We start from the raw sequence: 23,934 nt of genomic DNA, 5'->3' as shown, positions 1-23,934 counted from the left end.
TCGACAGCTTCAACCCTGCACGACGCAGGTGGCCAAGTGCGCTGCAAGCGCATCAAAGGCAATGTTCTGTTGTTCGCCCTGGCCACGCAGGGGTTTGAAACCTATCACTTGCTGGGCCAGTTCGTCATCGCCGAGGATCAGTGCGTACAACGCACCGCTCTTGTCGGCTTTCTTGAACTGGCTCTTGAAGCTACCGGCGCCGGCATTGATCTGCAGGCGCAGGCTTGGCAGCTGGTCGCGCACTTTTTCGCTCAGGGTCAAGGCTGCCAGCTCGGCGGCCTCACCAAAAGCACAGAGGTACACATCCACCTGGCGGGAAATTTCTTCCGGAACTTGCTCCAGGGTTTCCAGCAGCAGAATCAACCGCTCGATCCCCATGGCAAAACCTACACCCGTGGTCGGCTTGCCGCCCATTTGCTCAACCAGGCCGTCATAGCGGCCACCCGCACACACGGTGCCTTGGGCGCCGAGTTTATCGGTGACCCACTCGAACACGGTCTTGCTGTAGTAATCGAGGCCGCGCACCAGCTTCGGGTTGATCACGTAGGGAATACCCGCCGCGTCCAGGCGAGCCTTGAGGCCCTCGAAGTGCGTGCGGGATTCGTCGTCCAGGTAGTCGGCCATTTTCGGCGCATCGACCAGCACGGCCTGGGTATCGGCGTTCTTGGTATCCAGCACGCGCAACGGGTTGGTTTTCAGACGGCGCTGGCTGTCTTCGTCCAATTTGTCCAGGTGAGCCGACAGGTACTCGACCAGGGCCTCACGGTAGCGCCCCCGGGACTCACTGGTGCCCAGGCTGTTGAGTTCGAGCTTGACTGCATCGCGGATGCCCAGCAGGCCCCACAGGCGCCAGGTCATCACGATCAGCTCGGCGTCGATGTCCGGACCGTCAAGGTTGAACACTTCCAGGCCGATCTGGTGGAACTGGCGATAACGGCCTTTCTGTGGGCGCTCGTGGCGGAACATCGGGCCGATGTACCACAACTTCTGCGGCTGACCGCCACCGGTGAGCCCATGCTCGAGCACAGCACGCACGCACGCGGCCGTCCCCTCCGGACGCAAGGTCAGGGAGTCGCCGTTGCGGTCTTCAAAGGTGTACATCTCTTTTTCGACGATGTCGGTCACTTCACCGATGGAACGTTTGAACAGCTCGGTGAACTCGACGATCGGCATGCGTATCTGCTTGTAACCGTAGTTATCCAGCAGGCGCGCGACCGTGCTCTCGAAGTAGCGCCACAGTGGCGTCTGCTCCGGCAGGATGTCGTTCATGCCACGAATGGCTTGCAGAGACTTGCTCACATCAAATCCTTAAATTCGTTCTTAGCCGCGCGCGATAAGCGCTGCGTCAGCCGCGACCTTCTCGGCCGCTTTCTCGCGGATCAGCTTTTCCAGCTCATCCACCAGATTGTCATTCGTTAGTTTCTGCGACGGCTTGCCGTCGATGTAAATCAGGTTCGGTGTACCGCCGGTCAGGCCCACATGGGCCTCTTTGGCCTCACCCGGCCCGTTGACCACACAGCCGATGACCGCGACGTCCAACGGCACCAGCAGGTCCTCAAGGCGCAACTCCAGGTCGTTCATGGTTTTCACCACGTCGAAGTTCTGCCGCGAGCAGCTCGGGCAGGCAATGAAGTTGATTCCACGGGAACGCAAACGCAGGGATTTGAGAATGTCGTAGCCGACCTTCACTTCCTCTACGGGGTCTGCCGCCAACGAGATGCGGATAGTATCGCCAATCCCTTCGGCGAGCAGCATACCGAGACCTACCGCAGATTTCACTGTGCCTGAACGTAAACCGCCCGCTTCGGTGATCCCCAGGTGCAGCGGCTGCACGATTTCCTTGGCCAGCAGGCGGTAGGCTTCGACCGCCATGAACACGTCGGAGGCCTTTACGCTGACCTTGAAGTCCTGGAAATTCAGGCGTTCGAGGTGTTCAACGTGGCGCAGTGCCGACTCAACCAGCGCTGCTGGAGTGGGTTCGCCATATTTTTTTTGCAGGTCTTTTTCCAGGGAACCGGCGTTGACACCAATGCGGATTGGAATCCCGCGGTCTCGGGCAGCGTCAACCACCGCGCGCACGCGGTCTTCACGACCGATATTGCCCGGGTTGATACGAAGGCAATCGACACCCAGCTCGGCGACACGCAGCGCGATTTTATAGTCGAAGTGAATGTCGGCAACCAGCGGCACCTTGACCAACTGCTTGATGCGGCCAAAGGCTTCAGCAGCATCCATATCCGGTACGGAGACCCGTACGATATCGACGCCAGCCGCTTCCAGGCGGTTGATCTGGGCGACAGTGGCAGCCACATCATTGGTGTCGCTGTTGGTCATGCTTTGCACCGCGATGGGGGCATCGCCACCCACCGGCACCGAGCCGACCCAGATCTTGCGCGATACGCGACGTTTGATTGGAGATTCGCCGTGCATGACTATTGTCCCAACTTGAGGCGAGCGGTCTCGCCACTGGTGAACGGCGCCACGTCCACAGGCTGGCCGTTGTAGGCCACTTGCGCGCCACGGGCATAGCCCAGACGCAGCGTCAAAGGAGGCTTGCCGCCCTGGTCCAGCGTATCTCCCTTACGCTTCAGACCGCTAAACAGCACTTTGCCATTGCCATCGGTGACTTGCGTCCAGCAGTCAGCGATGAAGGTAATCTGGATGTGCCCATCACCGGCGATCAACGCCGGCGCAGTAGCCGGCGAAACCGCTGGCGCAGCCGGTGCGGCTGGCGCGGTAGCCGCTGGAGCCGGCACCGCAGGAGTATGCGCCTGGGCAACCGAGGCTGCCGTAGTGGCCGGCACAGCGGCTGGAGCCGGCACAGCAGCGGGCACGGCAGGCGCAGTGGCCGCTTCCGGGGCCACCTGCTCGACAGGGGCCGGCCCTTCAGGCGTGGCTTGCCCTTGGGCAACCGCCTGGTCTTCCGGCTCATCCAGCGGATGAATCTGGGTGGTGCCGTCGGCGCTTTCGACTTCGACGTGCTCCAAAGCGTTGCTTGTCAGGTCCTTGGTGCGCTGGGAAGTCTGGTCTTGCCACCAGACGAAACCGCCGCCGATCACGGCGATCAGCAGCAACAGGCTGACAATGCGCAAAATCGTATGGGAGACCCGCACCGGCTCTTCGATGCGGCCCAAGCCATGCACATTACTGCCCTGGGAATCGGTGCCGGTGAACTGGTCGAATTCCTGGACCAATACCGCCTGATCAATGCCCAGCAACTTGGCGTAGGCGCGGATATAACCACGGGCGAAGGTGTGCCCAGGCAGCTTGTCGAACGCGCCAGCTTCCAGGTTGCCCAGGGACGTGGCGGTCAAATTGAGCTTGAGGGCCACTTCCGCCAGCGACCAACCATTGCTTTCGCGGGCCTGGCGCAAGGTCTCGCCTGGGTTTACGCGATTAGCTGCTACAACTTCCGGGTGCGCCGCTTTCATCATTGCTCCGACAGGTATTGCTGATATTCCGGCGTACCGGGATAGAGTCGTTCGAGTTGCTGGCCCAAACGTGCGGCCGCGTCGTGTTCTTCATGAACAGCCGCCAGGCGCACACCGAGCAATAGACTACGTGCATTTTGCCCACTGAGCAGGCTAAAACGCTCGTAATAGTCACGTGCCGGCACATAATGCCTGTCTTCGTAAGACAACTCAGCCATTTCGAGCAAGGCACGTGGCTGGCGAGCGTTCAAGTGCAGGGCTTTTTCCAGTTGCTGGCGGGCGCTGTCGCGTTGGCCGAGGCGCATTGAGGTCACACCGAGATTCTCGAACACCCGCGAGCGCTCCGGGTAGAGGGTGTCGGCGGATGCTTGCTGGAAATAACGCGAAGCCTGTTCATATTGCTTTTGCTCGAACAGGAAGCTGCCGTAGTTGTTCAGCAGCCGCGGATCGGCAGGACGGGCAGCCAGGGCCTTGGTGAAATGCTGGTCGGCCAGCTCAGGCTCGGCCTGGGCCTTGAACACCAGGGCCAGCGCGGCATTGACGTCAGCATCGTCAGGATCCAGCCCAAGGGCCTTTTTCAACGGCACCTTGGCCTGCTCGCTCATGCCTTGCTGCAAGTAACCCAACCCCAGTTGCACATAGGCAACTCGCGCCTCGTCACGGCCTTTGCCGGTTTGCAAAGGGCTGTCATGGCCCGATGAAACACAACCGGTCGCAAGACCGGTAAAGAGCAACAGCAGCGCAAGGCGCAAGGGCATAGAGATCCTCTCTCAGATTCGATTCACAGCAATTTGCGGCAAATCGTCGGCGGCATTCAATTCACGCACGGCGATATAACGCTCGCTGCGGCGGGTGCGGTCCATCACCTGCCCTACCAATTGACCACAGGCCGCGTCGATGTCTTCACCACGGGTGGTGCGGACGGTGACGTTGTAGCCAGCCTGGTGCAGTTGATCCTGGAAACGGCGGATGGCGTTGTTGCTCGGCCGCTCGTAGCCAGAATGCGGAAACGGGTTAAACGGGATCAGGTTGATCTTGCACGGGGTGTTCTTGAGCAGCTCGATCATCTCGACGGCGTGCTCGACCTTGTCGTTGACGTCTTTGAGCATCGTGTACTCAATGGTCAGCACACGTTTTTCGCCCAAGGTCGCCATATAACGCTGGCAAGATTCGAGCAGCATCTTAAGCGGATACTTCTTGTTGATTGGCACCAATTGGTTACGCAATGCGTCATTGGGTGCATGCAGCGACAACGCCAGGGAGACGTCGATGTGCTTGGCCAGCTCATCGATCATCGGTACCACGCCGGAGGTCGACAGGGTCACACGGCGCTTGGAGATGCCGTAGCCCAGGTCGTCCATCATCAGGTGCATGGCCGCAACCACGTTGTCGAAGTTCAGCAGCGGCTCACCCATGCCCATCATCACCACGTTGGTGATGGCACGGTCGACGGTTGCCGGGACGCTGCCAAAGGATTTGTTGGCAATCCACACCTGGCCGATGACTTCAGCGGCGGTGAGGTTGCTATTGAAGCCTTGCTTGCCGGTGGAGCAGAAACTGCAATCCAGGGCACAGCCTGCCTGGGACGAAACGCACAAGGTGCCGCGCTTGCCCTGGGGAATGTAGACGGTCTCGACGCAGCTGCCGGACGCCACGCGCACCACCCACTTACGGGTGCCGTCGCTGGAGATGTCCTCGCTGACCACTTCGGGACCACGGACCTCAGCAATGGCCTTGAGCTTGTCGCGCAGGGCCTTGCTGACGTTCGTCATGGCGTCGAAATCGTCGACGCCAAAGTGGTGAATCCACTTCATTACCTGACCGGCACGGAAACGCTTCTCCCCGATTGAGTCGAAGAATTTTTCCATTTCCTGTTGGGTCAGACCCAGCAGGTTGGTTTTAACAGTCGATGTCGTCATGGATTCACCCTCACTCTTTAAGCCGATGCTTAGCGAGCGGTTACTTCAGTAGCAGCGAAAAAGTAAGCGATTTCGCGAGCAGCGGCAGCTTCGGAGTCCGAACCGTGTACAGCGTTGGCGTCGATGGACTCAGCGAAATCAGCACGGATAGTGCCGGCAGCCGCTTCTTTAGGGTTGGTAGCGCCCATCAGCTCACGGTTCAGAGCGATAGCGTTTTCGCCTTCCAGAACCTGAACAACAACAGGACCGGAGATCATGAAGGCAACCAGGTCGCCGAAGAAGCCACGAGCGCTGTGCTCAGCGTAGAAGCCTTCAGCTTCAGCCTTGGACAGTTGCTTGAGTTTCGAAGCTACAACCTTCAGGCCGGCTTTTTCGAAACGAGTGGTGATCTCGCCGATGACGTTTTTTGCAACAGCGTCAGGCTTGATGATGGAGAAAGTACGTTGAACAGCCATGGTGTAACTCCAGAAACGGTAATTTGCGAAAAATTAAACCCGCGAATTATACGCGGGTTCTTGGGTATTGCCTAACTGCGTAAGAGAGGCGTCAGTCCTGCTCTTCTTTCCAAGCAGTCTGGATCGCTTCCAGGACCTTTTCACCGCCACGATCCCGCTCATCCTCGAACCCCGGCAAGGCCATGACCATGTCACGCAATGCTACAAAGTTCAGCGAATAGGGGTCCATATCCGGATTGCCATCGGCCAGCAGGATAGCGATTTCTTGTACATCAACCCATTTAAGACTCATGGCACTTCCTTGAATCAATGCGGCGCTTCGGCAGCATGGTTGAGCGAATATTTCGGAATTTCGACGGTGATATCTTCAGTCCCGACCTTTGCCTGACAGCTCAAGCGCGAAGTCGCTTCCAGGCCCCACGCACGGTCAAGAAAGTCCTCTTCCAGCTCATCGGCTTCTTCAAGGGAATTGAAACCCTCGCGAATGATGCAATGGCAAGTGGTGCAGGCGCAGACACCGCCGCAGGCACTCTCGATCTCGATGTGGTTGTCATGGGCAACTTCGAGGATGGACTTGCCGGTCTCAGCCTCCACAACCATCCCGTCCGGGCAATGCTCGGCGTGTGGCAGAAAAATGACCTGCGGCATTAATTATTCCTCGATTTCATTCAGGTTGCGCCCGGCCAGTGCGGCTTTCACCGTCTGATCCATGCGGCGGGCGGCAAAGGCGTCAGTGACCTGCGACAGGCGCTTGGTCTGTTGCTCGATAGCGTAACCATCGTTGCCTTTCATCAATTCGGCCAGTTCCTGCATTTGCAGGTCGATAACCATGCGCTCTTCAGCATCCAGTAGACGCTCGCCGTCGGCTTCCAGGGCGCCCTGCACGGCTTCGAGCAGGCGCTGGGCATCGACTTGCTGCTCGCGCAGTACGCGGGCGACCTTATCGTCACCGGCATATTGGAACGAATCCTTGAGCATCTTGGCGATTTCGCCGTCGGTCAGGCCGTAGGACGGCTTGACCTGGATGCTGGCCTCGACACCCGAACCCAGCTCCCGCGCAGCCACGCTGAGCAGACCGTCGGCGTCGACCTGGAAGGTCACGCGAATCTTCGCCGCACCCGCGACCATCGCCGGGATACCGCGCAATTCAAAGCGCGCCAGGGAGCGGCAGTCGCTGATCAGCTCGCGCTCGCCTTGCAGCACATGAATCATCATGGCCGTCTGGCCATCTTTATAGGTGGTGAAATCCTGTGCGCGGGCGACAGGGATGGTGGTGTTACGCGGGATCACCTTCTCCATCAAGCCGCCCATGGTTTCCAGACCCAAGGACAACGGAATCACGTCGAGCAGCAGCAACTCGCCACCATCGCGTTTGTTACCGGCAAGCGTGTCGGCCTGGATAGCAGCGCCGATGGCGACGACTTGATCCGGGTCGATTTCTGTCAGTGGCTGGCGACCGAAAGCTTCGGCAACCGCTTCGCGAACGCGTGGGACGCGAGTCGAACCGCCGACCATGACCACAGCGGCCACGTCTTCGAGTTCAATTCCGGAATCACGTACAGCCCGACGGCACGCCTTGAGGCTGCGGGCGACCATTGGCTCGATCAGCGCATCAAAGGCTTCGCGAGTCAGTTGGGCCGACCAGCTACCGTAAGAAACTTCAACAGAATCAGCGTCAGTCAGTGCTTCCTTGGCCGCACAGGCGGTTTGCAGCAAATTGCGCTGCGCGCCCGGGTCCAGGTCAGCCGACAAACCGGCTCTGGTGATGATCCAGCCGGCAATGGCATGGTCAAAGTCATCGCCACCCAGGGCGCTGTCGCCACCGGTGGCCAGCACTTCAAACACTCCGCCGGTCAAGCGCAGGATCGAGATATCAAAGGTCCCGCCACCCAGGTCATAAATGGCGACCAAGCCTTCAGCGTGCTGGTCCAGGCCATAGGCTACAGCGGCTGCAGTCGGCTCGTTGAGCAGGCGTAGTACGTTAAGGCCGGCGAGTTTTGCCGCATCCTTGGTGGCTTGGCGCTGGGCGTCATCAAAATAGGCCGGCACCGTGATAACCGCACCGACCAGTTCGCCGCCCAAGGTGGTTTCCGCACGCTGGCGCAGCACCTTGAGAATATCGGCCGACACTTCCACCGGGCTTTTCGGGCCCTGGACGGTGTCGATGAACGGCATATGGGACTCGCCGCCGACAAAGCGGTACGGCAACTGGTCACCCAGTTGCTTGACGTCGGACAGGCCACGACCCATCAAGCGCTTGACCGACAGCACGGTATTCAAAGGATCGGCAGACGCTGCCAGCTTGGCCGACTCTCCGACTTCGGTGCGATCGGCGTGATAGCGCACAGCGGATGGCAGGATAACCTGGCCATCGGCGTCGGGCAGCGGCTCGGACAGGCCGCTGCGCAAGGCGGCGACCAGGGAATTGGTGGTGCCCAGGTCAATCCCGACCGCCAGGCGACGCTGGTGCGGTTGAGGGCTTTGGCCGGGTTCGGCGATTTGCAGTAGGGCCATGGTAATCAGGTCTTATCTGTCTATCAGGCGTGCATCACGGGCAGCACTGGGTTAATCGTCGAGGCGCTCTTCTAGCTGGCGCACTTCGTAGGTGAGCTTGTCGAGGAACTGCATGCGCCGCATCAGGCGTTCGGCCTGCTCGCGTTGCGCTGCATCATCCCAACAGGCTGCGAAGCTTTCGTTAAGCTCATCCTGGGCCACTTTCAGACGACGCTTGAAGACTGCAACACCGGCTATATCAGCCTCGTCCTGCAAGTCTTCAAGTTCTTCGCGCCACTGCATCTGCTGCATCAGGAAGTCCGGGTCATGCACCGTGACTTCAAGCGGCAACTCGCCACCGTTCATCGCGAGCAAATAACGCGCGCGTTTCGGGGGGTTCTTGAGGGTCTGATAGGCTTCGTTGAGGCTGGCCGACCGCTCCAGCGCCAGGCGCTGCTCACGCTCGGAGGCGTCGGCAAAGCGGTCCGGATGCACCCCACGCGCCAACTCTCGGTAGCGCGTGGCAAGCTGCTCAAGGTCCAGCCGAAAGCTCGGCTGCAGCTCGAATAAAGCGAAATGACAAGGAGTACCCACGAATAGCCTCAGATGTTGAAGCTTTCGCCGCAGCCACACTCACCGCGCACGTTGGGGTTGTTGAACTTGAAGCCTTCGTTCAACCCTTCCTTGACGAAATCGAGTTCGGTGCCGTCCAGGTAGGTCAGGCTCTTAGGGTCGATGATCACTTTCTCGCCGTGACTTTCGAACACCTGGTCTTCCTCAACCACCTCATCGACAAACTCCAGCACGTAGGCAAGGCCGGAACAGCCCGTGGTGCGAACACCCAGACGAATCCCCTCACCTTTACCGCGCCCATTCAGGGAGCGGCGAATGTGCTGCGCAGCCGCTTCTGTCATGCTGATAGCCATCGTTGACTCCTTACTCGTCGCCAAATGCTTAGATCAAGCCTTTCTTCTGCTTGTAGTCGCGAACGGCCGCCTTGATGGCGTCTTCTGCGAGTACGGAGCAGTGAATTTTAACTGGCGGCAAGGCCAGCTCTTCAGCCAACTGGGTGTTGCTGATGGTGACAGCCTCATCCAGGGTCTTGCCTTTCATCCACTCTGTAGCGAGGGAGCTGGAGGCAATGGCGGAACCGCAGCCGTAAGTCTTGAACTTGGCGTCTTCGATAACGCCAGCGTCGTTGACCTTGATCTGCAGGCGCATCACATCGCCGCACGCCGGAGCGCCGACCATGCCGGTGCCGACATCAGGGTCTTCCGCGTTCATCTTGCCGACGTTGCGCGGGTTTTCGTAGTGGTCGATGACCTTTTCGCTGTAAGCCATGGTACTGAATCCTCACTCATCAGGGCCGCTCTGGAACCCTGTAGAAACGCCTGCGTTTTCCGCCACGTTCCTACAGAGCTTGGGTGGCGGCTTCTATAGTTAGTGTGCCGCCCACTCGATCTTGGAGATATCGACACCGTCTTTGTACATGTCCCACAGCGGCGACAGAACGCGCAGCTTGTTGACGGCTTCGCAGACTTTCTGCGCGGCGTAGTCGACTTGCTCTTCGGTGGTGAAGCGGCCGAAGGTAAAGCGGATCGAGCTGTGTGCCAGTTCGTCGTTGCGGCCCAGGGCACGCAGCACATAGGACGGCTCAAGGGAAGCCGAGGTGCAGGCCGAACCGGACGAAACCGCCAGGTCCTTGAGCGCCATGATCAGCGACTCGCCTTCGACGTAGTTGAAGCTCAAATTCAGGTTGTGCGGTACACGAGCAGTCATGCTGCCATTGATGTACAGCTCTTCAAGGTTCTCGACCTGCTTGTAGAAGCGATCGCTCAGAGCCTTGATACGGATGTTTTCGGCAGCCATGTCTTCCTTGGCCACACGGAACGCTTCGCCCATGCCGACGATCTGGTGGGTCGCCAGGGTGCCCGAACGCATGCCGCGTTCATGACCGCCACCGTGCATGGTGGCTTCGATGCGCACTCGAGGCTTGCGGCTCACGTAAAGGGCGCCGATGCCTTTAGGGCCGTAGGTCTTGTGGGCCGAGAACGACATCAGGTCGACTTTCAGCTTGGACAGGTCGATGTCGACCTTGCCGGTGGACTGAGCCGCATCGACGTGCAGCAGAATGCCCTTGGAACGGGTCAGTTCGCCGATGGCTGCGATGTCGTTGATGGTGCCGATTTCGTTGTTCACGTGAATCACGGAAACCAGGATGGTGTCTTCACGCAGTGCCGCTTCGATCATGGCCGGGGTAACGATACCGTCGGTGGTCGGCTCGAGGTAAGTCACCTCGAAACCTTCACGCTCCAGTTGGCGCATGGTGTCGAGGACAGCCTTGTGCTCAATCTTGGTGGTGATCAGGTGCTTGCCCTTGGTCGCGTAGAAATGCGCCGCGCCCTTGATAGCCAGGTTGTCGGACTCGGTGGCACCGGAGGTCCAGACGATTTCACGCGGGTCAGCGCCCACCAGGTCAGCGACCTGTCGACGAGCGTTCTCGACCGCTTCCTCGGCTTTCCAGCCGAATACGTGGGAACGGGAGGCCGGGTTGCCGAAGTTTCCGTCAACCAGCAGGCACTCGCTCATCTTTTGCGCGACACGCGGATCAACCGGGGTGGTCGCTGAGTAATCAAGGTAAATCGGCAATTTCATGGACTTTCTCCTAAATCAGGCTGGCTGGCGTGCCGTTAGCTCTGCGGCTGTCACTCGACGGCGGACGCTTCAATCTTGTCCAGACGCGGCGCCTTGGTGTTGCAACGGCGCTGGTCCTGACGCTGGGCTACTTCTTGCACCTCACGGCGAGTCACAAGATCAGCCAAGCTGATACCACTCAAAAACTCATGGATCTGCAGGCTCAAGTCACACCACAAGTGGTGCGTCAGGCAGGTGTCGCCGGCGTGGCAGTCACCCAGGCCCTGGCATTTGGTGGCATCGACGGATTCGTTGACCGCATCGATTACCTGGGCCACCTGAATGCCCTGCATATCGCGGGACAGCTGATAACCGCCACCCGGCCCACGCACGCTGGAAACCAAGTTGCTACGGCGCAATTTGGCGAACAGCTGCTCGAGGTAGGACAGGGAAATGCCTTGGCGCTCGGAGATATCGGCCAGGGACACCGGCCCAGTTTGCGCGTGCAAGGCCAAGTCGAGCATGGCGGTTACCGCGTATCGGCCTTTTGTAGTCAGTCTCATGGACAAGTACCAAGGTGTTTCAGAATGGGAGCAAGTATGCGATTCCCGAGTATTTAAGTCAACTATAAGACCTAGTACTTTAGTCAGGATTACCCGTAAAAAGGGCGCGCGAATCATAGCAGGACAGGGTGGGATGGACCAGCGGGAACAGGGCCGAGCCGAGAATGCAGGACAAACGGAGGTCAACATGCGGGAGCGGGCTTGCTCGCGAATGCGATGGGCCAGTCAATATGCTCGGTGACTGACACACCGCTTTCGCGAGCAAGCCCGCTCCCACAGGGGTTTTGCAGTGATTGCGAAACCTCAGCTTGCCTTGGTGGCAGCCTCGTCCTTGATCTCAGCAAAATCTTCTTCGCGCAGCTCAGGCAAGTCTTTGGCACAGTACGGGCTGCCCAATTCTTTCAGCGCACCGCACATACCCTCCAGCTTGCCGTCCACTGCTTGCAGATGATCAAGCAGCTGGCCAATGGCGCGTGCCACCGGGTCGGGCATGTCTTCACTGACGCCATAGGCATCGAAGCCGATCTTCTCGGCCATCGCCTTGCGCTTGGCCTCTTGCTCATCACCGACTTGCGGCTTGACGATGATGCGACCTGGAATGCCCACAACCGTGGCACCCGGCGGCACAGCCTTGGTCACTACCGCGTTGGAGCCGACCTTCGCACCGGCGCCCACGGTAAACGGCCCGAGCACTTTGGCGCCCGCCCCTACCACCACGCCATCGCCCAGCGTTGGGTGGCGCTTACCTTTGTTCCAGGTCGTGCCGCCCAGGGTCACGCCCTGGTAAAGCGTCACGTCATCACCAATCTCGGCGGTCTCGCCAATCACAATGCCCATGCCATGGTCGATAAAGAAGCGACGGCCTACCTTGGCACCCGGATGGATCTCGATACCGGTCAACCAGCGACCGAAGTTTGACACCAGCCGCGCCAGCCATTTCCAGCCCATGCCCCACAAGGCGCCGGAAAGGCGGTGAATCCAGATCGCGTGCATGCCCGGGTAGCAGGTCAGCACTTCAAAGGCGTTGCGCGCCGCCGGGTCACGGTGGAAAACACTCTGGATATCTTCTCGCAAACGCTCGAACATTTTTAATCCTTCCGCTTAAGAAGCTCACCACGGGCCGCTTTCTGGGTTTCCGTGAGGATGCCACGCAATATATTCATTTCCGCTCGGCTCACCGAGCTGCGCCCGTACAGGCGGCGCAGGCGCGCCATCAAGTGCCGTGGTTTTTCCGGATCGAGAAACTCAATGGCCACCAGGGTTTGCTCCAGGTGCTCATAGAACCGCTCCAGCTCGTCCATGGTGGCCAACTCGCCACTTTTGGTCGACGCCACCTCTTCCTTTTCCACTTTGCTCGGCTGACCGGCAGCCGCCAGCCACGCCATACGCACTTCGTAGGTCAACACCTGCACCGCAGCCCCGAGGTTCAGCGAGCTGAATTCAGGGTCTGATGGAATGTGCACGTGATAATGACATCGCTGCAGCTCGTCATTGGTCAGACCGGAATCTTCACGGCCGAATACCAAGGCAATTTCAGCGCCGCCGGCCGCCTCCTCCACCACTTTGGTGCCGCACTCACGCGGATCCAGCAGCGGCCAGGGGATACGACGGTCGCGAGCACTGGTGCCAAGCACCAGGTTGCAGCCGACCAAGGCGTCTTCCAGGGTGGCGACAACCTGGGCTTTTTCGAGGATGTCATTGGCGCCGGATGCGCGGGCATCGGCCTCGTGGTGCGGGAACACCCGCGGTTCGACCAGCACCAGGCGCGTCAGCCCCATGTTTTTCATGGCTCGCGCCACCCCACCGATGTTGCCGGGGTGACTGGTATTGACCAAGACGACACGAATGTTTTGCAGCAAGGGAGGCGCTCTCGGACACGGGAAAGGGGAGCAAATATTACAGAACAGCCTAAGGTTATGCCATGAAAGCGAACGTCATCCTTCACCTGAGGAAAGTTTCTGCTAGAATGCCCGGCTTTCTTTAACAACCTTAGGTGACACATCCATGCAGCCCATGCTGAATATCGCGCTGCGCGCCGCCCGCAGCGCCAGTGAATTGATCTTCCGCTCCATCGAGCGCCTGGATACCATCAAGGTCGACGAAAAAGACGCCAAGGATTATGTATCCGAGGTGGATCGCGCCGCCGAACAGAAAATCATCGACGCCCTGCGCAAGGCCTACCCTACCCACGGCATCCTCGGTGAAGAAACCGGCCTGCACAAAGGTAGCGGCGAAGGCGAAGACTACCTGTGGATCATCGACCCACTGGATGGCACCACCAACTTCCTGCGCGGCATCCCACACTTTGCCGTGAGCATTGCCTGCAAATACCGTGGCCGCCTGGAACACGCCGTTGTTCTGGATCCGGTTCGCCAGGAAGAATTCACCGCCAGCCGTGGCCGTGGCGCCCAATTGAACGGTCGTCGCCTGCGTGTCAGCGGCCGCACCAGCCTCGACGGCGCCCTGCTGGGTACCGGCTTCCCCTTCCGTGACGACCAGATGGACAACCTGGAAAACTACCTGGGCATGTTCCGCGCCCTGGTTGGCCAGACCGCCGGTATCCGCCGTGCCGGCGCAGCCAGCCTGGACCTGGCGTATGTAGCCGCTGGTCGTTTTGATGCGTTCTGGGAGTCGGGCCTGTCCGAGTGGGACATGGCTGCAGGCGCCCTGCTGATCCAGGAAGCTGGCGGCCTGGTGAGCGACTTCACCGGCGGTCACGACTTCCTTGAGAAAGGCCACGTGGTTGCGGGCAACACCAAATGCTTCAAGGCAGTCCTGACGGCGATCCAGCCGCACCTGCCGGCCTCGCTGAAGCGCTAAGCGAGCGAGCACAAAAAAGCACCCCACGGGGTGCTTTTTTTATGCCTGGTATTTGAGGTTCGCCGCACCCCCAACAACACCAATCAAAGTGTGAGGACTTGCTCCCGATGGCGATCTGACATTCAACACTTCTGTTGACTGCCCCATGGCTATCGGGAGCAAGCCCCCTCCCACATTTTGAACTGCGCCAGGCCTGGGACTACTGCTGGTTCTGACCCAGGATCAGACGACCTTCTTTATCGACCGGAATCTGGCCACCCGGGTCACGATCCATGCGCACCGTGCCTTCCTTGCCGCCCAAGTTGTAACGCACGTCATAGCCGACAACCTTGTCGCTGATGTCGTTGACAGTGTTACAACGCGTTTGGGTCGTGGTGTAGGTATCGCGGTTCTGCATACCTTCCTGAACCTTGTTACCGGCATAACCGCCACCGACCGCACCCGCTACAGTAGCCAGCTTTTTGCCATTACCGCCACCGACCTGGTTACCCAACAGGCCACCCGCCAGCGCACCGACCACGGTGCCGACGATTTGATGTTGATCCTGCACCGGCCGCTGCCGAGTCACGGCAACGTCCTTGCAAACCTCACGCGGCGTCTTGATCTGGGTTTTCACCGGCTGCACCGCCAGCACTTGCGCATACTCAGGGCCGCTTTTTACCAGGCTGTAGGTGGCAACAGCGCCCCCGGCAGTCACACCGACAGCACCCAATACCGCACCAACCAGCAACGACTTGTTCACATGAACCTCCTGACCATCACAAGCGGACCGAAACGTCCGCGCTATACCCAGCCTTGGAGCCAAAAAAAAGGCACGAGTTCAATTCTCGTGCCTTCTTTGTAACAGCGTATCAACAAACGCCCATCAAGGACGGTCGTCGATCTCCTTGCTGGTAGCAGCAGGAGGGATCAAGTCTTCGCTGTTGAGGTTCAGCCAGATCAGCACCACGTTAGCGATGTAGATCGACGAGTAGGTACCCGCCAGAACGCCGATGAACAGCGCCAGGGAGAAGCCCCACAGGTTGTCGCCACCAAAGATCATCAGCGCAGCAATCGCCAGCAAGGTGGAGATCGATGTCGCCATGGTCCGCAGCAGGGTCTGGGTGGTGGAGATGTTGATGTTCTCGACCAACGTCGCCTTGCGCAGTACACGGAAGTTCTCACGAACCCGGTCGAATACCACAATGGTGTCGTTGAGCGAGTAACCAATGATCGCCAGCACCGCTGCCAACACGGTCAGGTCGAAGGTGACCTGGAAGTAAGCCAGGATACCCACGGTCACGATCACGTCGTGGATCAGCGAGACGATAGCGCCCACACCAAACTTCCACTGAAAGCGGAAAGCCAGGTAGATCATGATGCCGGCCAGCGCCATCAGCATGCCGAGGCCGCCCTGATCGCGCAGCTCTTCACCCACCTGCGGCCCCACGAACTCGACGCGCTTGACCGACGCCGGGTTGTCGCCACCCACCTTCTGCAAGGCTTCGGCTACCTGGTGACCCAATTGCGGGTCTTCCCCAGGCATACGCACCAGCAGGTCGGTGGTCGCACCAAAGCTCTGCACGATGGCTTCGTGATAGCCGGCCTTGACCAGCTCGTTGCGCACCTGGGTAACGTCGGCCGGCTTCTCGTAGGTCAGCTCGATGAGCGTACCGCCGGTGAAGTCCAGACCGTAGTTCAGGCCCTTATGGAACCAGCTGAACAACGCCAGAACGGTAAGGAGCACGGTGACGCCGAACGCAATGTTGCGAACGCCCATGAAGTTGATTGTACGTAACATGGCAGCCCCTTAAATCCACAACTTCTTGAAGTCACGCCCGCCAAAGATCAGGTTGACCATTGCGCGGGTCACCATGATGGCCGTGAACATCGAGGTAAAGATACCGAGGGACATGGTCACCGCAAAACCTTTGACCGGGCCGGTGCCCATGGCAAAGAGAATCCCGCCGACCAACAGAGTGGTCAAGTTGGAGTCGAGAATCGCGGTAAATGCCCGGCCGAAGCCTTCGTTGATTGCACGCTGTACGGTCATGCCCGCCGCGATCTCTTCACGAATCCGCGAGAAGATCAGCACGTTGGCGTCTACCGCCATACCCATGGTGAGTACGATACCGGCGATACCTGGCAGGGTCAGCGTAGCCCCCAGCAACGACATCAGGGCCAGCAGCATCACCATGTTACCCGCCAGGGCCACTGTGGCGATGATGCCGAAGAAGCGGTAGATGGCGATGATGAACAGGGACACGAACAGCATGCCCCACAAGGCCGCGTCGATACCCTTGGTGATGTTGTCGGCACCCAGGCTCGGACCAATGGTGCGCTCTTCAGCGAAGTACATCGGCGCCGCCAAGCCACCGGCACGCAGCAGCAGCGCCAGCTCGGACGATTCGCCCTGACCGTTCAGGCCAGTGATACGGAATTGAGCACCCAGCGGCGACTGGATGGTCGCCAGGCTGATGATCTTCTTCTCTTCCTTGAAGGTCTGCACCGGCACGTCTTTCTCGACGCCGTTGACCACTTGCTTGGTGTAGGTCGTGACCGGACGCTGCTCGATGAAGATCACCGCCATGCTGCGGCCCACATTGCTGCGGGTTGCACGGCTCATCAGGTCGCCACCGTGGCCATCCAGGCGGATGTTCACTTCAGGCGTACCGTGCTGCGAGTCAAAACCAGCCTTGGCGTCGGTCACCTGGTCACCGGTGATGATCAAGCCACGCTCGATCAACGCTGGAGGACGGTTGCCTTCGCGGAACTCGAATTCCTCGGCAGTGGCACGGGAAGCACCCGGCTCAGCAGCCAGACGGAACTCCAGGTTGGCCGTTTTACCCAGGATACGCTTGGCTTCAGCGGTGTCCTGCACGCCCGGCAACTCGACCACGATGCGGTTGGCACCCTGGCGCTGCACGATTGGCTCAGCCACACCCAGCTCGTTGACGCGGTTACGTACCGTGGTCAAGTTCTGCTTGATGGAGTATTCGCGGATTTCCGCCAGCTTGGCCGGGGTCATCGCCAGACGCAGTACAGGCTGACCATTCAGGTCCGCAGGTACGATGTCGAAATCGTTGAAGTTCTTGCGGATCAGCGCACGGGCCTGTTCGCGGGAAGCTTCGTCAGAGAAGCCCAGATGAATGGCACCATTGAGCTGCGGCAGGCTGCGATAACGCAACTTCTCTTTACGCAGCAGGCTCTTCACATCGCCTTCGTAGACTTTCAGGCGTGCGTCGAGGGCTTTGTCCATGTCGACTTCCAGCAGGAAGTGCACACCACCGGACAAGTCCAGACCCAGCTTCATCGGGTGCGCGCCAATGCTGCGCAGCCATTTTGGCGTGGTCTGTGCCAGGTTGAGCGCGACAACGTAGTCGTCACCCATGGCCTTGCGCACAACATCCTTGGCCGGCAATTGGTCTTCTGCCTTGGTCAGGCGCAACAAACCGCCCTTCGCATCAGCCGCCAACGATGCCGCCTTGACCTGGATACCCGCGTCGGTGAGCGCTTTGCTCGCGCGTTCCAGATCAGCCTGATTGACCTGCAGCGAAGTGCTGGCGCCAGTGATCTGGATCGCCGGGTCATCAGGATAAAGATTGGGAGCGGAATAAATAAAACCGATCGCCAGCACCGCCAGGATCAGTACGTATTTCCACAGAGGGTATTTGTTCAGCATCACGCCGCCCGCTTATAACGCGGGGCGCCTTGCGCGCCCCGTCGATTGGTAAAGGTTGTTACTCAGATCGCTTTGAGCGTGCCTTTTGGCAGCGTGGCGGCGATGGCGCCTTTCTGGAACTTCATTTCTACGGTGTCGGAGACTTCCAGAACCACGAAAGCATCGGATACCTTGGTGATCTTGCCCGCGATGCCGCCGGTGGTCACAACTTCGTCACCTTTCTGCAGGCTGCCCAGCAGGTTCTTCTGCTCTTTGGCGCGCTTGGCCTGTGGACGCCAGATCATCAGGTAGAAGATAACCAGGAAGCCGACCAGGAAAATCCACTCGAAACCACCGCCCATAGGGCCGGCAGCGGCAGGCGCAGCGGCGTCAGCCATGGCATTAGAGATAAAAAAGCTCATTTAGCACTCCAGTTGCAAATAGTGAATCTTAGGGTCGGAAAACTCAGTCCAAGGGCGGCACAGGGAGCCCGCGCTTGGCATAGAAGGCATCGACGAAGGCGGCCAATGTACCCTGTTGAATAGCCTCGCGCAAACCAGCCATCAGGACTTGGTAATGACGCAAATTGTGGATGGTATTCAACATGCTACCCAGCATTTCCCCGCATTTGTCCAGATGGTGCAGATAAGCACGGGAGAAGTTCTGGCAGGTGTAGCAGTCACAGGTGGGATCCAGCGGCGATTCATCATGGCGATGGAACGCGTTACGGATCTTCAGCACGCCTGTATCGATGAACAGATGCCCATTGCGGGCATTACGGGTTGGCATCACGCAATCGAACATGTCCACACCGCGGCGCACACCCTCTACGAGATCTTCCGGTTTGCCAACGCCCATAAGGTAACGAGGTTTGTCCGCCGGCATCAGGCCCGGCAGGTAATCCAGCACCTTGATCATCTCGTGCTTGGGCTCGCCTACCGACAAACCGCCGATGGCCAGGCCGTCGAAGCCGATCTTGTCGAGGCCTTCCAACGAGCGCTTGCGCAGGCTTTCATGCATGCCGCCCTGGACGATCCCGAACAGCGCCGCGGTGTTATCACCGTGAGCATTCTTCGAACGCTGGGCCCAACGCAGCGACAACTCCATGGAAATACGTGCGACATCTTCGTCGGCCGGGTACGGCGTGCACTCGTCGAAAATCATCACGATGTCGGAGCCCAGGTCGCGCTGCACCTGCATCGACTCCTCCGGGCCCATGAACACCTTGGCACCGTCCACCGGCGAGGCAAAGGTCACGCCCTCTTCCTTGATCTTGCGCATGGCGCCCAGGCTGAACACCTGGAAACCACCCGAGTCGGTCAGGATCGGGCCTTGCCACTTCATGAAGTCATGCAGGTCGCCATGCTTCTTGATCACTTCGGTGCCCGGGCGCAGCCACAAGTGGAAGGTGTTGCCGAGGATGATCTCGGCGCCGGTGGCGACGATGTCGCGGGGCAGCATGCCTTTTACCGTGCCATAAGTGCCCACGGGCATGAACGCCGGGGTCTCGACAGTGCCGCGCGGAAAGGTGAGGCGACCACGACGGGCCTTGCCGTCAGTAGCCAGCAGTTCAAACGACATACGACTCATAAAGTTCCCTCTGGGCCGCGTGGCGCCGGGTTACGGGTGATAAACATCGCATCACCGTAGCTGAAAAAACGGTACTCGTTGGCGATGGCGGCTTGGTAAGCGGCCATGGTTTCCGGGTAACCGGCAAATGCCGACACCAGCATCAAGAGTGTGGATTCCGGCAAATGGAAGTTGGTCACCAGGCAATCGACCACATGGAACGGCCGGCCTGGGAAAATAAAGATATCCGTGTCGCCACTGAAGGGCTTGAGCACACCATCACGCGCCGCGCTCTCCAGGGAGCGCACGCTGGTAGTGCCCACCGCCACCACCCGACCGCCGCGCGCCTTGCACGCGGCAACCGCATCCACCACTTCCTGGCTGACTTCCAGCCATTCGCTGTGCATATGGTGGTCTTCGATGTTATCCACACGCACCGGCTGAAACGTGCCGGCCCCCACGTGCAGGGTCACATAGGCCGTCTCGACGCCCTTGGCGGCAATCGCATCCAGCAGCGGCTGGTCAAAATGCAGGCCGGCCGTGGGCGCGGCGACGGCGCCGAGGCGCTGGGAGTACACCGTCTGATAGCGTTCGCGGTCCGAGTCTTCGTCGGGGCGATCTATATAAGGAGGCAACGGCATATGACCGACACGCTCCAGCAACGGCAAGACCTCTTCGGCAAACCTGAGCTCGAACAACGCGTCATGGCGCGCCACCATCTCGGCTTCGCCGCCACCCTCGATCAGGATGCTCGAACCCGGCTTCGGCGACTTGCTGGAGCGCACATGGGCCAGCACGCGATGGCTGTCCAGCACCCGCTCCACCAGGATTTCCAGCTTGCCGCCGGACGCTTTCTGGCCAAACAGCCGTGCCGGAATCACCCGGGTATTGTTAAACACCATCAAATCGCCTGGGCGCAAATGCTCAAGCAAATCAGTGAATTGACGGTGTGCAAGGGCACCACTGACCCCGTCCAGGGTCAGCAGTCGACTGGCGCGACGCTCGGCCAAAGGGTGGCGAGCGATCAGCGAATCAGGGAGCTCAAAAGTAAAGTCAGCAACGCGCATGATGGGGTTCGTCTAGCAGGGCCGGGAAGTCTAGCGGAAATAGTGAAAATAGACCATGAAACGTGATTGACCAACGGTAATCTCATCTCTATACTTCGCCGCCATTGAGCCCTGATGGCGGAATTGGTAGACGCGGCGGATTCAAAATCCGTTTTCGAAAGGAGTGGGAGTTCGAGTCTCCCTCGGGGCACCATCTTAAAAAAAGACCTTGAAATTCAAGGTCTTTTTTTTCGTCTGTCGAAAAGTGGCCGCAGACTTATCCCCGTTGTCTTGGCCGCAATGGCCGCCAGTCAAAGTGCTGGTATTAGGTGGAAAAGATTAGCGTTAGGATGAAGCCGTCAAGTGAAGAGCCAGCCTCTGAAATCAATGGCAAACTCCGCAACAGCTATCAATGACAGCCGCCTGGACTCGACGAGCAGCGCCGCTAAAGGAATCAAGCAGCAATGAGCAAAAAGAACGCCATCAGCCAGCTCACGATCAAGGGTTTCAAGTCCATCAAAAACCTCGAGGACTTGCACCTGAGCAGCTTGAACGTGCTGCTCGGTGCCAACGGTGCAGGCAAGAGCAGCTTTGTTTCTTACTTTCGTATGCTCAGCGAAATGATGGAGTTGCGTCTGAAAAAATGGACTACGCAACAAGGTACTGCTGATCGCATTGTCAGTTTCGGCGTCAAAGAAACTCAGAAAGTCGAATCCTTCGTGAGGTTTGGACTGAACGGCTACCGATTCGAATTAGAGCCAACCGTAGACGGCGACTTTGTATTCGCAGACGAGCAGCTTTTCTTCGATGGGCCTCGTTATGGAGCACAATGGATTCCACTGGGTTCAGGCCATAAAGAAGCCAAACTCAAAGAGGCATTCGACTCCAAGCGATTCTATGCATCATACAAAAATGACGTTGTGGCCTACTGCTACGAATCAATCTCAAGCTGGAAAGTCTTTCACTTTCACGACACCAGCGATATGGCAAGCGTCAAGCGCTTCGGCCCCGCTCACATCAATGACTATCTACGTCCTGACGCATCAAACCTAGCGGCATACCTCTATCACTTGTCCATAGAAACGCCAGATGTCTACGAGCAAATTCGCAAAACCATCCAACTGGCGATCCCCTTCTTTGATGATTTCGCGCTCAAACCGCGTCGTCTGGATACGGAAGAAGAGCTAATCAATTTGCAGTGGCGTCAAAAAGATAGCGAATACGTCTTCTGGCCGAGCCAGCTTTCAGACGGGTCAATTCGCTTTATATGCCTGGTCACCGCTCTGCTCCAACCCACACCACCATCGACCATCATCATTGATGAACCGGAACTCGGCCTGCACCCCTACGCAATCACCTTGCTAGGTTCTCTACTACGGTCCGCCTCCAAGAGAATGCAGGTAATTGTCTCAACGCAGTCAGTCCCGTTGGTAAACGAGTTCTCTATCGACGACCTGATCATTGTCGAACGAGAAAAGGGCGCAACCGTCTTCAAGCGCCTCGACGGAAAAGCTTTCGAGACATGGTTGGACGATTACTCGATAGGCGAGTTGTGGGAGAAAAACATCCTGGGCGGGAGGCCACGCAAATGATTCGAGTCCATGTCATTTGTGAGGGCCAGACAGAAGAGATGTTCATCAATGAGGTGCTGGCTCAAGCCTTTTACCACCTGGATATTTACCTGATGCCCGCACTGATAGGTAAACCAGGTCACAAAGGCGGCAACTTCCGCTTTGAGCGCCTGCTCACCGATGTTGAAAAACGCCTGCTCGGCGACCGCCAAGCCTACTGCACTACCTTCTTTGACTTCTATGGCCTGCCCGAAGAGTTTCCTGGAAAAGCTCATGCCGCCGTTAAAAACTCCATGGATGAAAAAGCCGATTGTTTGCTGCAAGCCATGGTTGAGAGACTGGCAAACGAACTAGGTGATGAAGCCATGCGCCGATTCATTCCCTATGTGCAGATGTACGAATTCGAAGGTTTGCTATTCAGTTGCCCACGACGGCTTGCCAGTGGAATCAACCAGCCAGCCCTTGAAGAGCGGTTTATGCACATACGAAATGAGTTTGAAACACCGGAAACCATCAACAACAGCCCGATGACGGCACCGAGCAAAAGGCTTCAGAGCCTTTACGCGGGCTACGACAAGCCGCTACATGGCTCACTGGCTGCCATTGAAATTGGCTTGCCGGCGATACGCGAACAGTGCAGTCGATTTGATAACTGGCTCAGCGAGATGGAAGCGCTGCAGCCGTTAGCCTGAATCACCTGCTGGCAACACACTGAGGGAAACAGCACCATGGAATTGCCACTGGAAACAGTTGCTTTGTTCTCGCACAAACTGGCCTATGAAACAGAAGGTGAGAGCCCGATATTACGCGATGACCCGATCATGGATAGGTATGAGCGCGAGGTGTTCGGGCTGTTGGTGCGTCAAGGGGATTTGGCGGGGATTCAGTTGAAGCTTGATGAGTGCATTACGTTAGCGCTCCAATCCCTGGGCGGTGCCACTACCGTGATGGGGCGCGAGCTGCAACGGCTGGCGGTGGACGTGCGCCAAGCGTCGACACTTGAAGCACTCAATGCCCCGCTTAACGCACTCAAGGACTACCTGAAAGCTATCCTCTAATCCGCGTTTATCGCCGCCCTTCAACCGCCATACGCACGGCCAGGCCCATCAGCACCGAGCCCATCACCCAACGCTGCACCACCTGCCAACCCGGCCGGGTGACGAAGAACACCGCGATGGAACCCGCCATCATGGCAATCACCGCGTTGACGCTCACGCTAATAGCAATCTGCGTAAAGCCCAGCACCAGGGACTGCGTCAGCACACTGCCATGTCCATTCGGGTCGATGAACTGCGGCAGCAACGACAAATACATCACCGCCACTTTAGGGTTCAGCAGGTTGGTCACAAAGCCCATCATGAACAGCTTGCGTGGGCTGTCCTGGGGCAAGTCCCGCACATGAAAGGGCGAACGGCCACCCGGCTTGACCGCCTGCCAGGCCAGATACGCCAGATAAAGCGCTCCGCCGAGTCGCAGCGCGTCGTAGGCTAAGGGCACCGCCATCACCAACGCGGTGATCCCCAGCGCCGCGCAAAGCATGTAAACGAGAAACCCCAACGCAACACCCCCCAGGGAAATCAAACCGGCCGTACGTCCCTGGCAGATCGAGCGGGAAATGAGATAAATCATGTTCGGCCCGGGCGTGAGCACCATGCCGAGTGAGATCAGGCCATAAGCAAGCCAACTGGACAGTTCGGGCATGGTGTCGCTCCTTGAATTTTGTGCTGGCCACCATGGTAGGGCGTTGAAAAGCTGGGCGTTAGATACAGATCCGCGAGCAAAACGTCATACAC

27 protein-coding genes and 1 tRNA gene are annotated in these 23,934 nt (G+C 58.6%); 5 read left to right on the top strand and 23 right to left on the bottom strand.

Annotated features, from left to right (window positions below; all coding sequences use genetic code 11):
* Positions 1–9 precede the first annotated feature (9 nt).
* The 16 genes from hisS to trmJ all read right to left on the bottom strand — a co-directional run bounded on the left by hisS (position 10) and on the right by trmJ (position 13,354).
* Positions 10–1,299: a histidine--tRNA ligase gene (gene hisS, locus M5B43_RS02410; protein ID WP_248748615.1), complete on the bottom strand. Its 1,290-nt coding sequence runs from the start codon at positions 1,297–1,299 to the stop codon at positions 10–12.
* Between the two features lie 21 nt (positions 1,300–1,320).
* A complete protein-coding gene (gene ispG, locus M5B43_RS02405) occupies positions 1,321–2,430 on the bottom strand; it encodes a flavodoxin-dependent (E)-4-hydroxy-3-methylbut-2-enyl-diphosphate synthase (RefSeq protein ID WP_003175952.1) in 1,110 nt (369 codons plus the stop codon).
* A 2-nt stretch (positions 2,431–2,432) separates the two neighbouring features.
* Positions 2,433–3,431, bottom strand: coding sequence for a RodZ family helix-turn-helix domain-containing protein (locus M5B43_RS02400; RefSeq protein WP_248748614.1), 999 nt, complete (start codon positions 3,429–3,431; stop codon positions 2,433–2,435).
* Complete coding sequence (gene pilW / locus M5B43_RS02395; protein WP_248748613.1) at positions 3,431–4,189, bottom strand: type IV pilus biogenesis/stability protein PilW; 759 nt, start codon at positions 4,187–4,189, stop codon at positions 3,431–3,433. Before pilW ends, M5B43_RS02400 begins: the two co-directional genes overlap by 1 nt.
* A gap of 12 nt (positions 4,190–4,201) precedes the next feature.
* Complete coding sequence (gene rlmN, locus M5B43_RS02390; RefSeq protein WP_248748612.1) at positions 4,202–5,350, bottom strand: 23S rRNA (adenine(2503)-C(2))-methyltransferase RlmN; 1,149 nt, start codon at positions 5,348–5,350, stop codon at positions 4,202–4,204.
* Positions 5,351–5,379: 29 nt separating this feature from the next.
* On the bottom strand, positions 5,380–5,805 hold the full coding sequence (gene ndk, locus M5B43_RS02385; protein WP_060754319.1) for a nucleoside-diphosphate kinase: 426 nt from the start codon (positions 5,803–5,805) through the stop codon (positions 5,380–5,382).
* Between the two features lie 91 nt (positions 5,806–5,896).
* Complete coding sequence (iscX, locus tag M5B43_RS02380; protein ID WP_090400677.1) at positions 5,897–6,097, bottom strand: Fe-S cluster assembly protein IscX; 201 nt, start codon at positions 6,095–6,097, stop codon at positions 5,897–5,899.
* 14 nt (positions 6,098–6,111) lie between these two features.
* Positions 6,112–6,453 carry an ISC system 2Fe-2S type ferredoxin gene (gene fdx / locus M5B43_RS02375; RefSeq protein WP_003175958.1) on the bottom strand — a complete coding sequence of 114 codons (342 nt, stop codon included), beginning with the start codon at positions 6,451–6,453 and terminating at the stop codon, positions 6,112–6,114.
* Positions 6,454–6,456: 3 nt separating this feature from the next.
* Positions 6,457–8,319, bottom strand: coding sequence for a Fe-S protein assembly chaperone HscA (hscA, locus tag M5B43_RS02370; RefSeq protein WP_248748611.1), 1,863 nt, complete (start codon positions 8,317–8,319; stop codon positions 6,457–6,459).
* Between the two features lie 51 nt (positions 8,320–8,370).
* The gene (gene hscB / locus M5B43_RS02365) at positions 8,371–8,892 is read right to left on the bottom strand and encodes a co-chaperone HscB (RefSeq protein WP_248748610.1); all 522 of its coding nucleotides are present in this window, start codon (positions 8,890–8,892) and stop codon (positions 8,371–8,373) included.
* An 8-nt stretch (positions 8,893–8,900) separates the two neighbouring features.
* A complete protein-coding gene (gene iscA / locus M5B43_RS02360) occupies positions 8,901–9,224 on the bottom strand; it encodes an iron-sulfur cluster assembly protein IscA (RefSeq protein WP_003209680.1) in 324 nt (107 codons plus the stop codon).
* Between the two features lie 28 nt (positions 9,225–9,252).
* Entirely contained in the window at positions 9,253–9,639 is a 387-nt protein-coding gene (iscU, locus tag M5B43_RS02355; RefSeq protein WP_003175965.1) for a Fe-S cluster assembly scaffold IscU, read from the bottom strand.
* Between the two features lie 99 nt (positions 9,640–9,738).
* On the bottom strand, positions 9,739–10,953 hold the full coding sequence (locus M5B43_RS02350) for an IscS subfamily cysteine desulfurase (RefSeq protein WP_017135944.1): 1,215 nt from the start codon (positions 10,951–10,953) through the stop codon (positions 9,739–9,741).
* A 50-nt stretch (positions 10,954–11,003) separates the two neighbouring features.
* Entirely contained in the window at positions 11,004–11,495 is a 492-nt protein-coding gene (gene iscR / locus M5B43_RS02345; RefSeq protein WP_003194020.1) for a Fe-S cluster assembly transcriptional regulator IscR, read from the bottom strand.
* Positions 11,496–11,798: 303 nt separating this feature from the next.
* A complete protein-coding gene (cysE, locus tag M5B43_RS02340; RefSeq protein ID WP_044268105.1) occupies positions 11,799–12,581 on the bottom strand; it encodes a serine O-acetyltransferase in 783 nt (260 codons plus the stop codon).
* Positions 12,582–12,583: 2 nt separating this feature from the next.
* Positions 12,584–13,354 (bottom strand): tRNA (cytosine(32)/uridine(32)-2'-O)-methyltransferase TrmJ, encoded by a 771-nt coding sequence (gene trmJ, locus M5B43_RS02335; RefSeq protein WP_105523900.1) that lies wholly within the window; start codon positions 13,352–13,354, stop codon positions 12,584–12,586.
* Between the two features lie 145 nt (positions 13,355–13,499).
* Here trmJ and suhB point away from each other — a divergent pair, with 145 nt between their 5' ends.
* Positions 13,500–14,315, top strand: a complete 816-nt coding sequence (gene suhB, locus M5B43_RS02330; RefSeq protein WP_003175971.1) for an inositol-phosphate phosphatase — start codon at positions 13,500–13,502, stop codon at positions 14,313–14,315.
* A gap of 199 nt (positions 14,316–14,514) precedes the next feature.
* Here the strand turns inward: suhB and M5B43_RS02325 are convergent, their stop codons facing one another.
* The 6 genes from M5B43_RS02325 to queA form a co-directional block, all read right to left on the bottom strand.
* Positions 14,515–15,057: a glycine zipper 2TM domain-containing protein gene (locus tag M5B43_RS02325; protein ID WP_248748609.1), complete on the bottom strand. Its 543-nt coding sequence runs from the start codon at positions 15,055–15,057 to the stop codon at positions 14,515–14,517.
* Positions 15,058–15,180: 123 nt separating this feature from the next.
* On the bottom strand, positions 15,181–16,095 hold the full coding sequence (secF, locus tag M5B43_RS02320) for a protein translocase subunit SecF (RefSeq protein WP_248748608.1): 915 nt from the start codon (positions 16,093–16,095) through the stop codon (positions 15,181–15,183).
* 9 nt (positions 16,096–16,104) lie between these two features.
* Positions 16,105–17,976, bottom strand: coding sequence for a protein translocase subunit SecD (gene secD / locus M5B43_RS02315; protein ID WP_248748607.1), 1,872 nt, complete (start codon positions 17,974–17,976; stop codon positions 16,105–16,107).
* Between the two features lie 62 nt (positions 17,977–18,038).
* Positions 18,039–18,377, bottom strand: a complete 339-nt coding sequence (yajC, locus tag M5B43_RS02310) for a preprotein translocase subunit YajC (RefSeq protein WP_003175975.1) — start codon at positions 18,375–18,377, stop codon at positions 18,039–18,041.
* A gap of 43 nt (positions 18,378–18,420) precedes the next feature.
* Entirely contained in the window at positions 18,421–19,536 is a 1,116-nt protein-coding gene (gene tgt, locus M5B43_RS02305; protein WP_003210314.1) for a tRNA guanosine(34) transglycosylase Tgt, read from the bottom strand.
* Positions 19,537–19,541: 5 nt separating this feature from the next.
* On the bottom strand, positions 19,542–20,591 hold the full coding sequence (gene queA / locus M5B43_RS02300) for a tRNA preQ1(34) S-adenosylmethionine ribosyltransferase-isomerase QueA (RefSeq protein ID WP_248748606.1): 1,050 nt from the start codon (positions 20,589–20,591) through the stop codon (positions 19,542–19,544).
* 108 nt (positions 20,592–20,699) lie between these two features.
* Between queA and M5B43_RS02295 the strand changes: the two genes are divergently transcribed.
* The 4 genes from M5B43_RS02295 (at position 20,700) to M5B43_RS02280 (ending at position 23,199) form a co-directional block, all read left to right on the top strand.
* Positions 20,700–20,784: transfer RNA gene (locus tag M5B43_RS02295), tRNA-Leu, on the top strand.
* Between the two features lie 250 nt (positions 20,785–21,034).
* A complete protein-coding gene (locus M5B43_RS02290) occupies positions 21,035–22,162 on the top strand; it encodes an AAA family ATPase (protein WP_248748605.1) in 1,128 nt (375 codons plus the stop codon).
* A complete protein-coding gene (locus tag M5B43_RS02285; RefSeq protein ID WP_248748604.1) occupies positions 22,159–22,833 on the top strand; it encodes a DUF4276 family protein in 675 nt (224 codons plus the stop codon). Before M5B43_RS02290 ends, M5B43_RS02285 begins: the two co-directional genes overlap by 4 nt.
* Before the next feature lie 36 nt (positions 22,834–22,869).
* A complete protein-coding gene (locus M5B43_RS02280) occupies positions 22,870–23,199 on the top strand; it encodes a hypothetical protein (RefSeq protein ID WP_248748603.1) in 330 nt (109 codons plus the stop codon).
* Positions 23,200–23,206: 7 nt separating this feature from the next.
* Here M5B43_RS02280 and M5B43_RS02275 read toward each other — a convergent pair whose 3' ends face one another.
* Positions 23,207–23,842: a LysE family translocator gene (locus tag M5B43_RS02275; protein ID WP_248748602.1), complete on the bottom strand. Its 636-nt coding sequence runs from the start codon at positions 23,840–23,842 to the stop codon at positions 23,207–23,209.
* Positions 23,843–23,934: the final 92 nt, after the last annotated feature.

It is taken from the genome of Pseudomonas sp. MWU15-20650, from assembly GCF_023242475.1.
GTDB lineage: Bacteria > Pseudomonadota > Gammaproteobacteria > Pseudomonadales > Pseudomonadaceae > Aquipseudomonas.
The sequence above is the reverse complement of the archived record's forward strand: the minus strand, read 5'-3'. Positions and strand labels throughout refer to the sequence as shown.

What these genes read in the sequence shown, in the direction of transcription:
- ispG (WP_003175952.1), bottom strand. Translation starts at nt 2,430, where the DNA reads ATGCACGGCGAATCTCCAATCAAACGTCGCGTATCGCGCAAGATCTGG.
- M5B43_RS02400 (WP_248748614.1), bottom strand. Translation starts at nt 3,431, where the DNA reads ATGAAAGCGGCGCACCCGGAAGTTGTAGCAGCTAATCGCGTAAACCCA.
- pilW (WP_248748613.1), bottom strand. Translation starts at nt 4,189, where the DNA reads ATGCCCTTGCGCCTTGCGCTGCTGTTGCTCTTTACCGGTCTTGCGACC.
- rlmN (WP_248748612.1), bottom strand. Translation starts at nt 5,350, where the DNA reads ATGACGACATCGACTGTTAAAACCAACCTGCTGGGTCTGACCCAACAG.
- ndk (WP_060754319.1), bottom strand. Translation starts at nt 5,805, where the DNA reads ATGGCTGTTCAACGTACTTTCTCCATCATCAAGCCTGACGCTGTTGCA.
- iscX (WP_090400677.1), bottom strand. Translation starts at nt 6,097, where the DNA reads ATGAGTCTTAAATGGGTTGATGTACAAGAAATCGCTATCCTGCTGGCC.
- fdx (WP_003175958.1), bottom strand. Translation starts at nt 6,453, where the DNA reads ATGCCGCAGGTCATTTTTCTGCCACACGCCGAGCATTGCCCGGACGGG.
- hscA (WP_248748611.1), bottom strand. Translation starts at nt 8,319, where the DNA reads ATGGCCCTACTGCAAATCGCCGAACCCGGCCAAAGCCCTCAACCGCAC.
- iscA (WP_003209680.1), bottom strand. Translation starts at nt 9,224, where the DNA reads ATGGCTATCAGCATGACAGAAGCGGCTGCGCAGCACATTCGCCGCTCC.
- iscU (WP_003175965.1), bottom strand. Translation starts at nt 9,639, where the DNA reads ATGGCTTACAGCGAAAAGGTCATCGACCACTACGAAAACCCGCGCAAC.
- M5B43_RS02350 (WP_017135944.1), bottom strand. Translation starts at nt 10,953, where the DNA reads ATGAAATTGCCGATTTACCTTGATTACTCAGCGACCACCCCGGTTGAT.
- iscR (WP_003194020.1), bottom strand. Translation starts at nt 11,495, where the DNA reads ATGAGACTGACTACAAAAGGCCGATACGCGGTAACCGCCATGCTCGAC.
- cysE (WP_044268105.1), bottom strand. Translation starts at nt 12,581, where the DNA reads ATGTTCGAGCGTTTGCGAGAAGATATCCAGAGTGTTTTCCACCGTGAC.
- suhB (WP_003175971.1), top strand. Translation starts at nt 13,500, where the DNA reads ATGCAGCCCATGCTGAATATCGCGCTGCGCGCCGCCCGCAGCGCCAGT.
- secF (WP_248748608.1), bottom strand. Translation starts at nt 16,095, where the DNA reads ATGTTACGTACAATCAACTTCATGGGCGTTCGCAACATTGCGTTCGGC.
- secD (WP_248748607.1), bottom strand. Translation starts at nt 17,976, where the DNA reads ATGCTGAACAAATACCCTCTGTGGAAATACGTACTGATCCTGGCGGTG.
- yajC (WP_003175975.1), bottom strand. Translation starts at nt 18,377, where the DNA reads ATGAGCTTTTTTATCTCTAATGCCATGGCTGACGCCGCTGCGCCTGCC.
- tgt (WP_003210314.1), bottom strand. Translation starts at nt 19,536, where the DNA reads ATGTCGTTTGAACTGCTGGCTACTGACGGCAAGGCCCGTCGTGGTCGC.
- queA (WP_248748606.1), bottom strand. Translation starts at nt 20,591, where the DNA reads ATGCGCGTTGCTGACTTTACTTTTGAGCTCCCTGATTCGCTGATCGCT.
- M5B43_RS02290 (WP_248748605.1), top strand. Translation starts at nt 21,035, where the DNA reads ATGAGCAAAAAGAACGCCATCAGCCAGCTCACGATCAAGGGTTTCAAG.
- M5B43_RS02285 (WP_248748604.1), top strand. Translation starts at nt 22,159, where the DNA reads ATGATTCGAGTCCATGTCATTTGTGAGGGCCAGACAGAAGAGATGTTC.
- M5B43_RS02280 (WP_248748603.1), top strand. Translation starts at nt 22,870, where the DNA reads ATGGAATTGCCACTGGAAACAGTTGCTTTGTTCTCGCACAAACTGGCC.
- M5B43_RS02275 (WP_248748602.1), bottom strand. Translation starts at nt 23,842, where the DNA reads ATGCCCGAACTGTCCAGTTGGCTTGCTTATGGCCTGATCTCACTCGGC.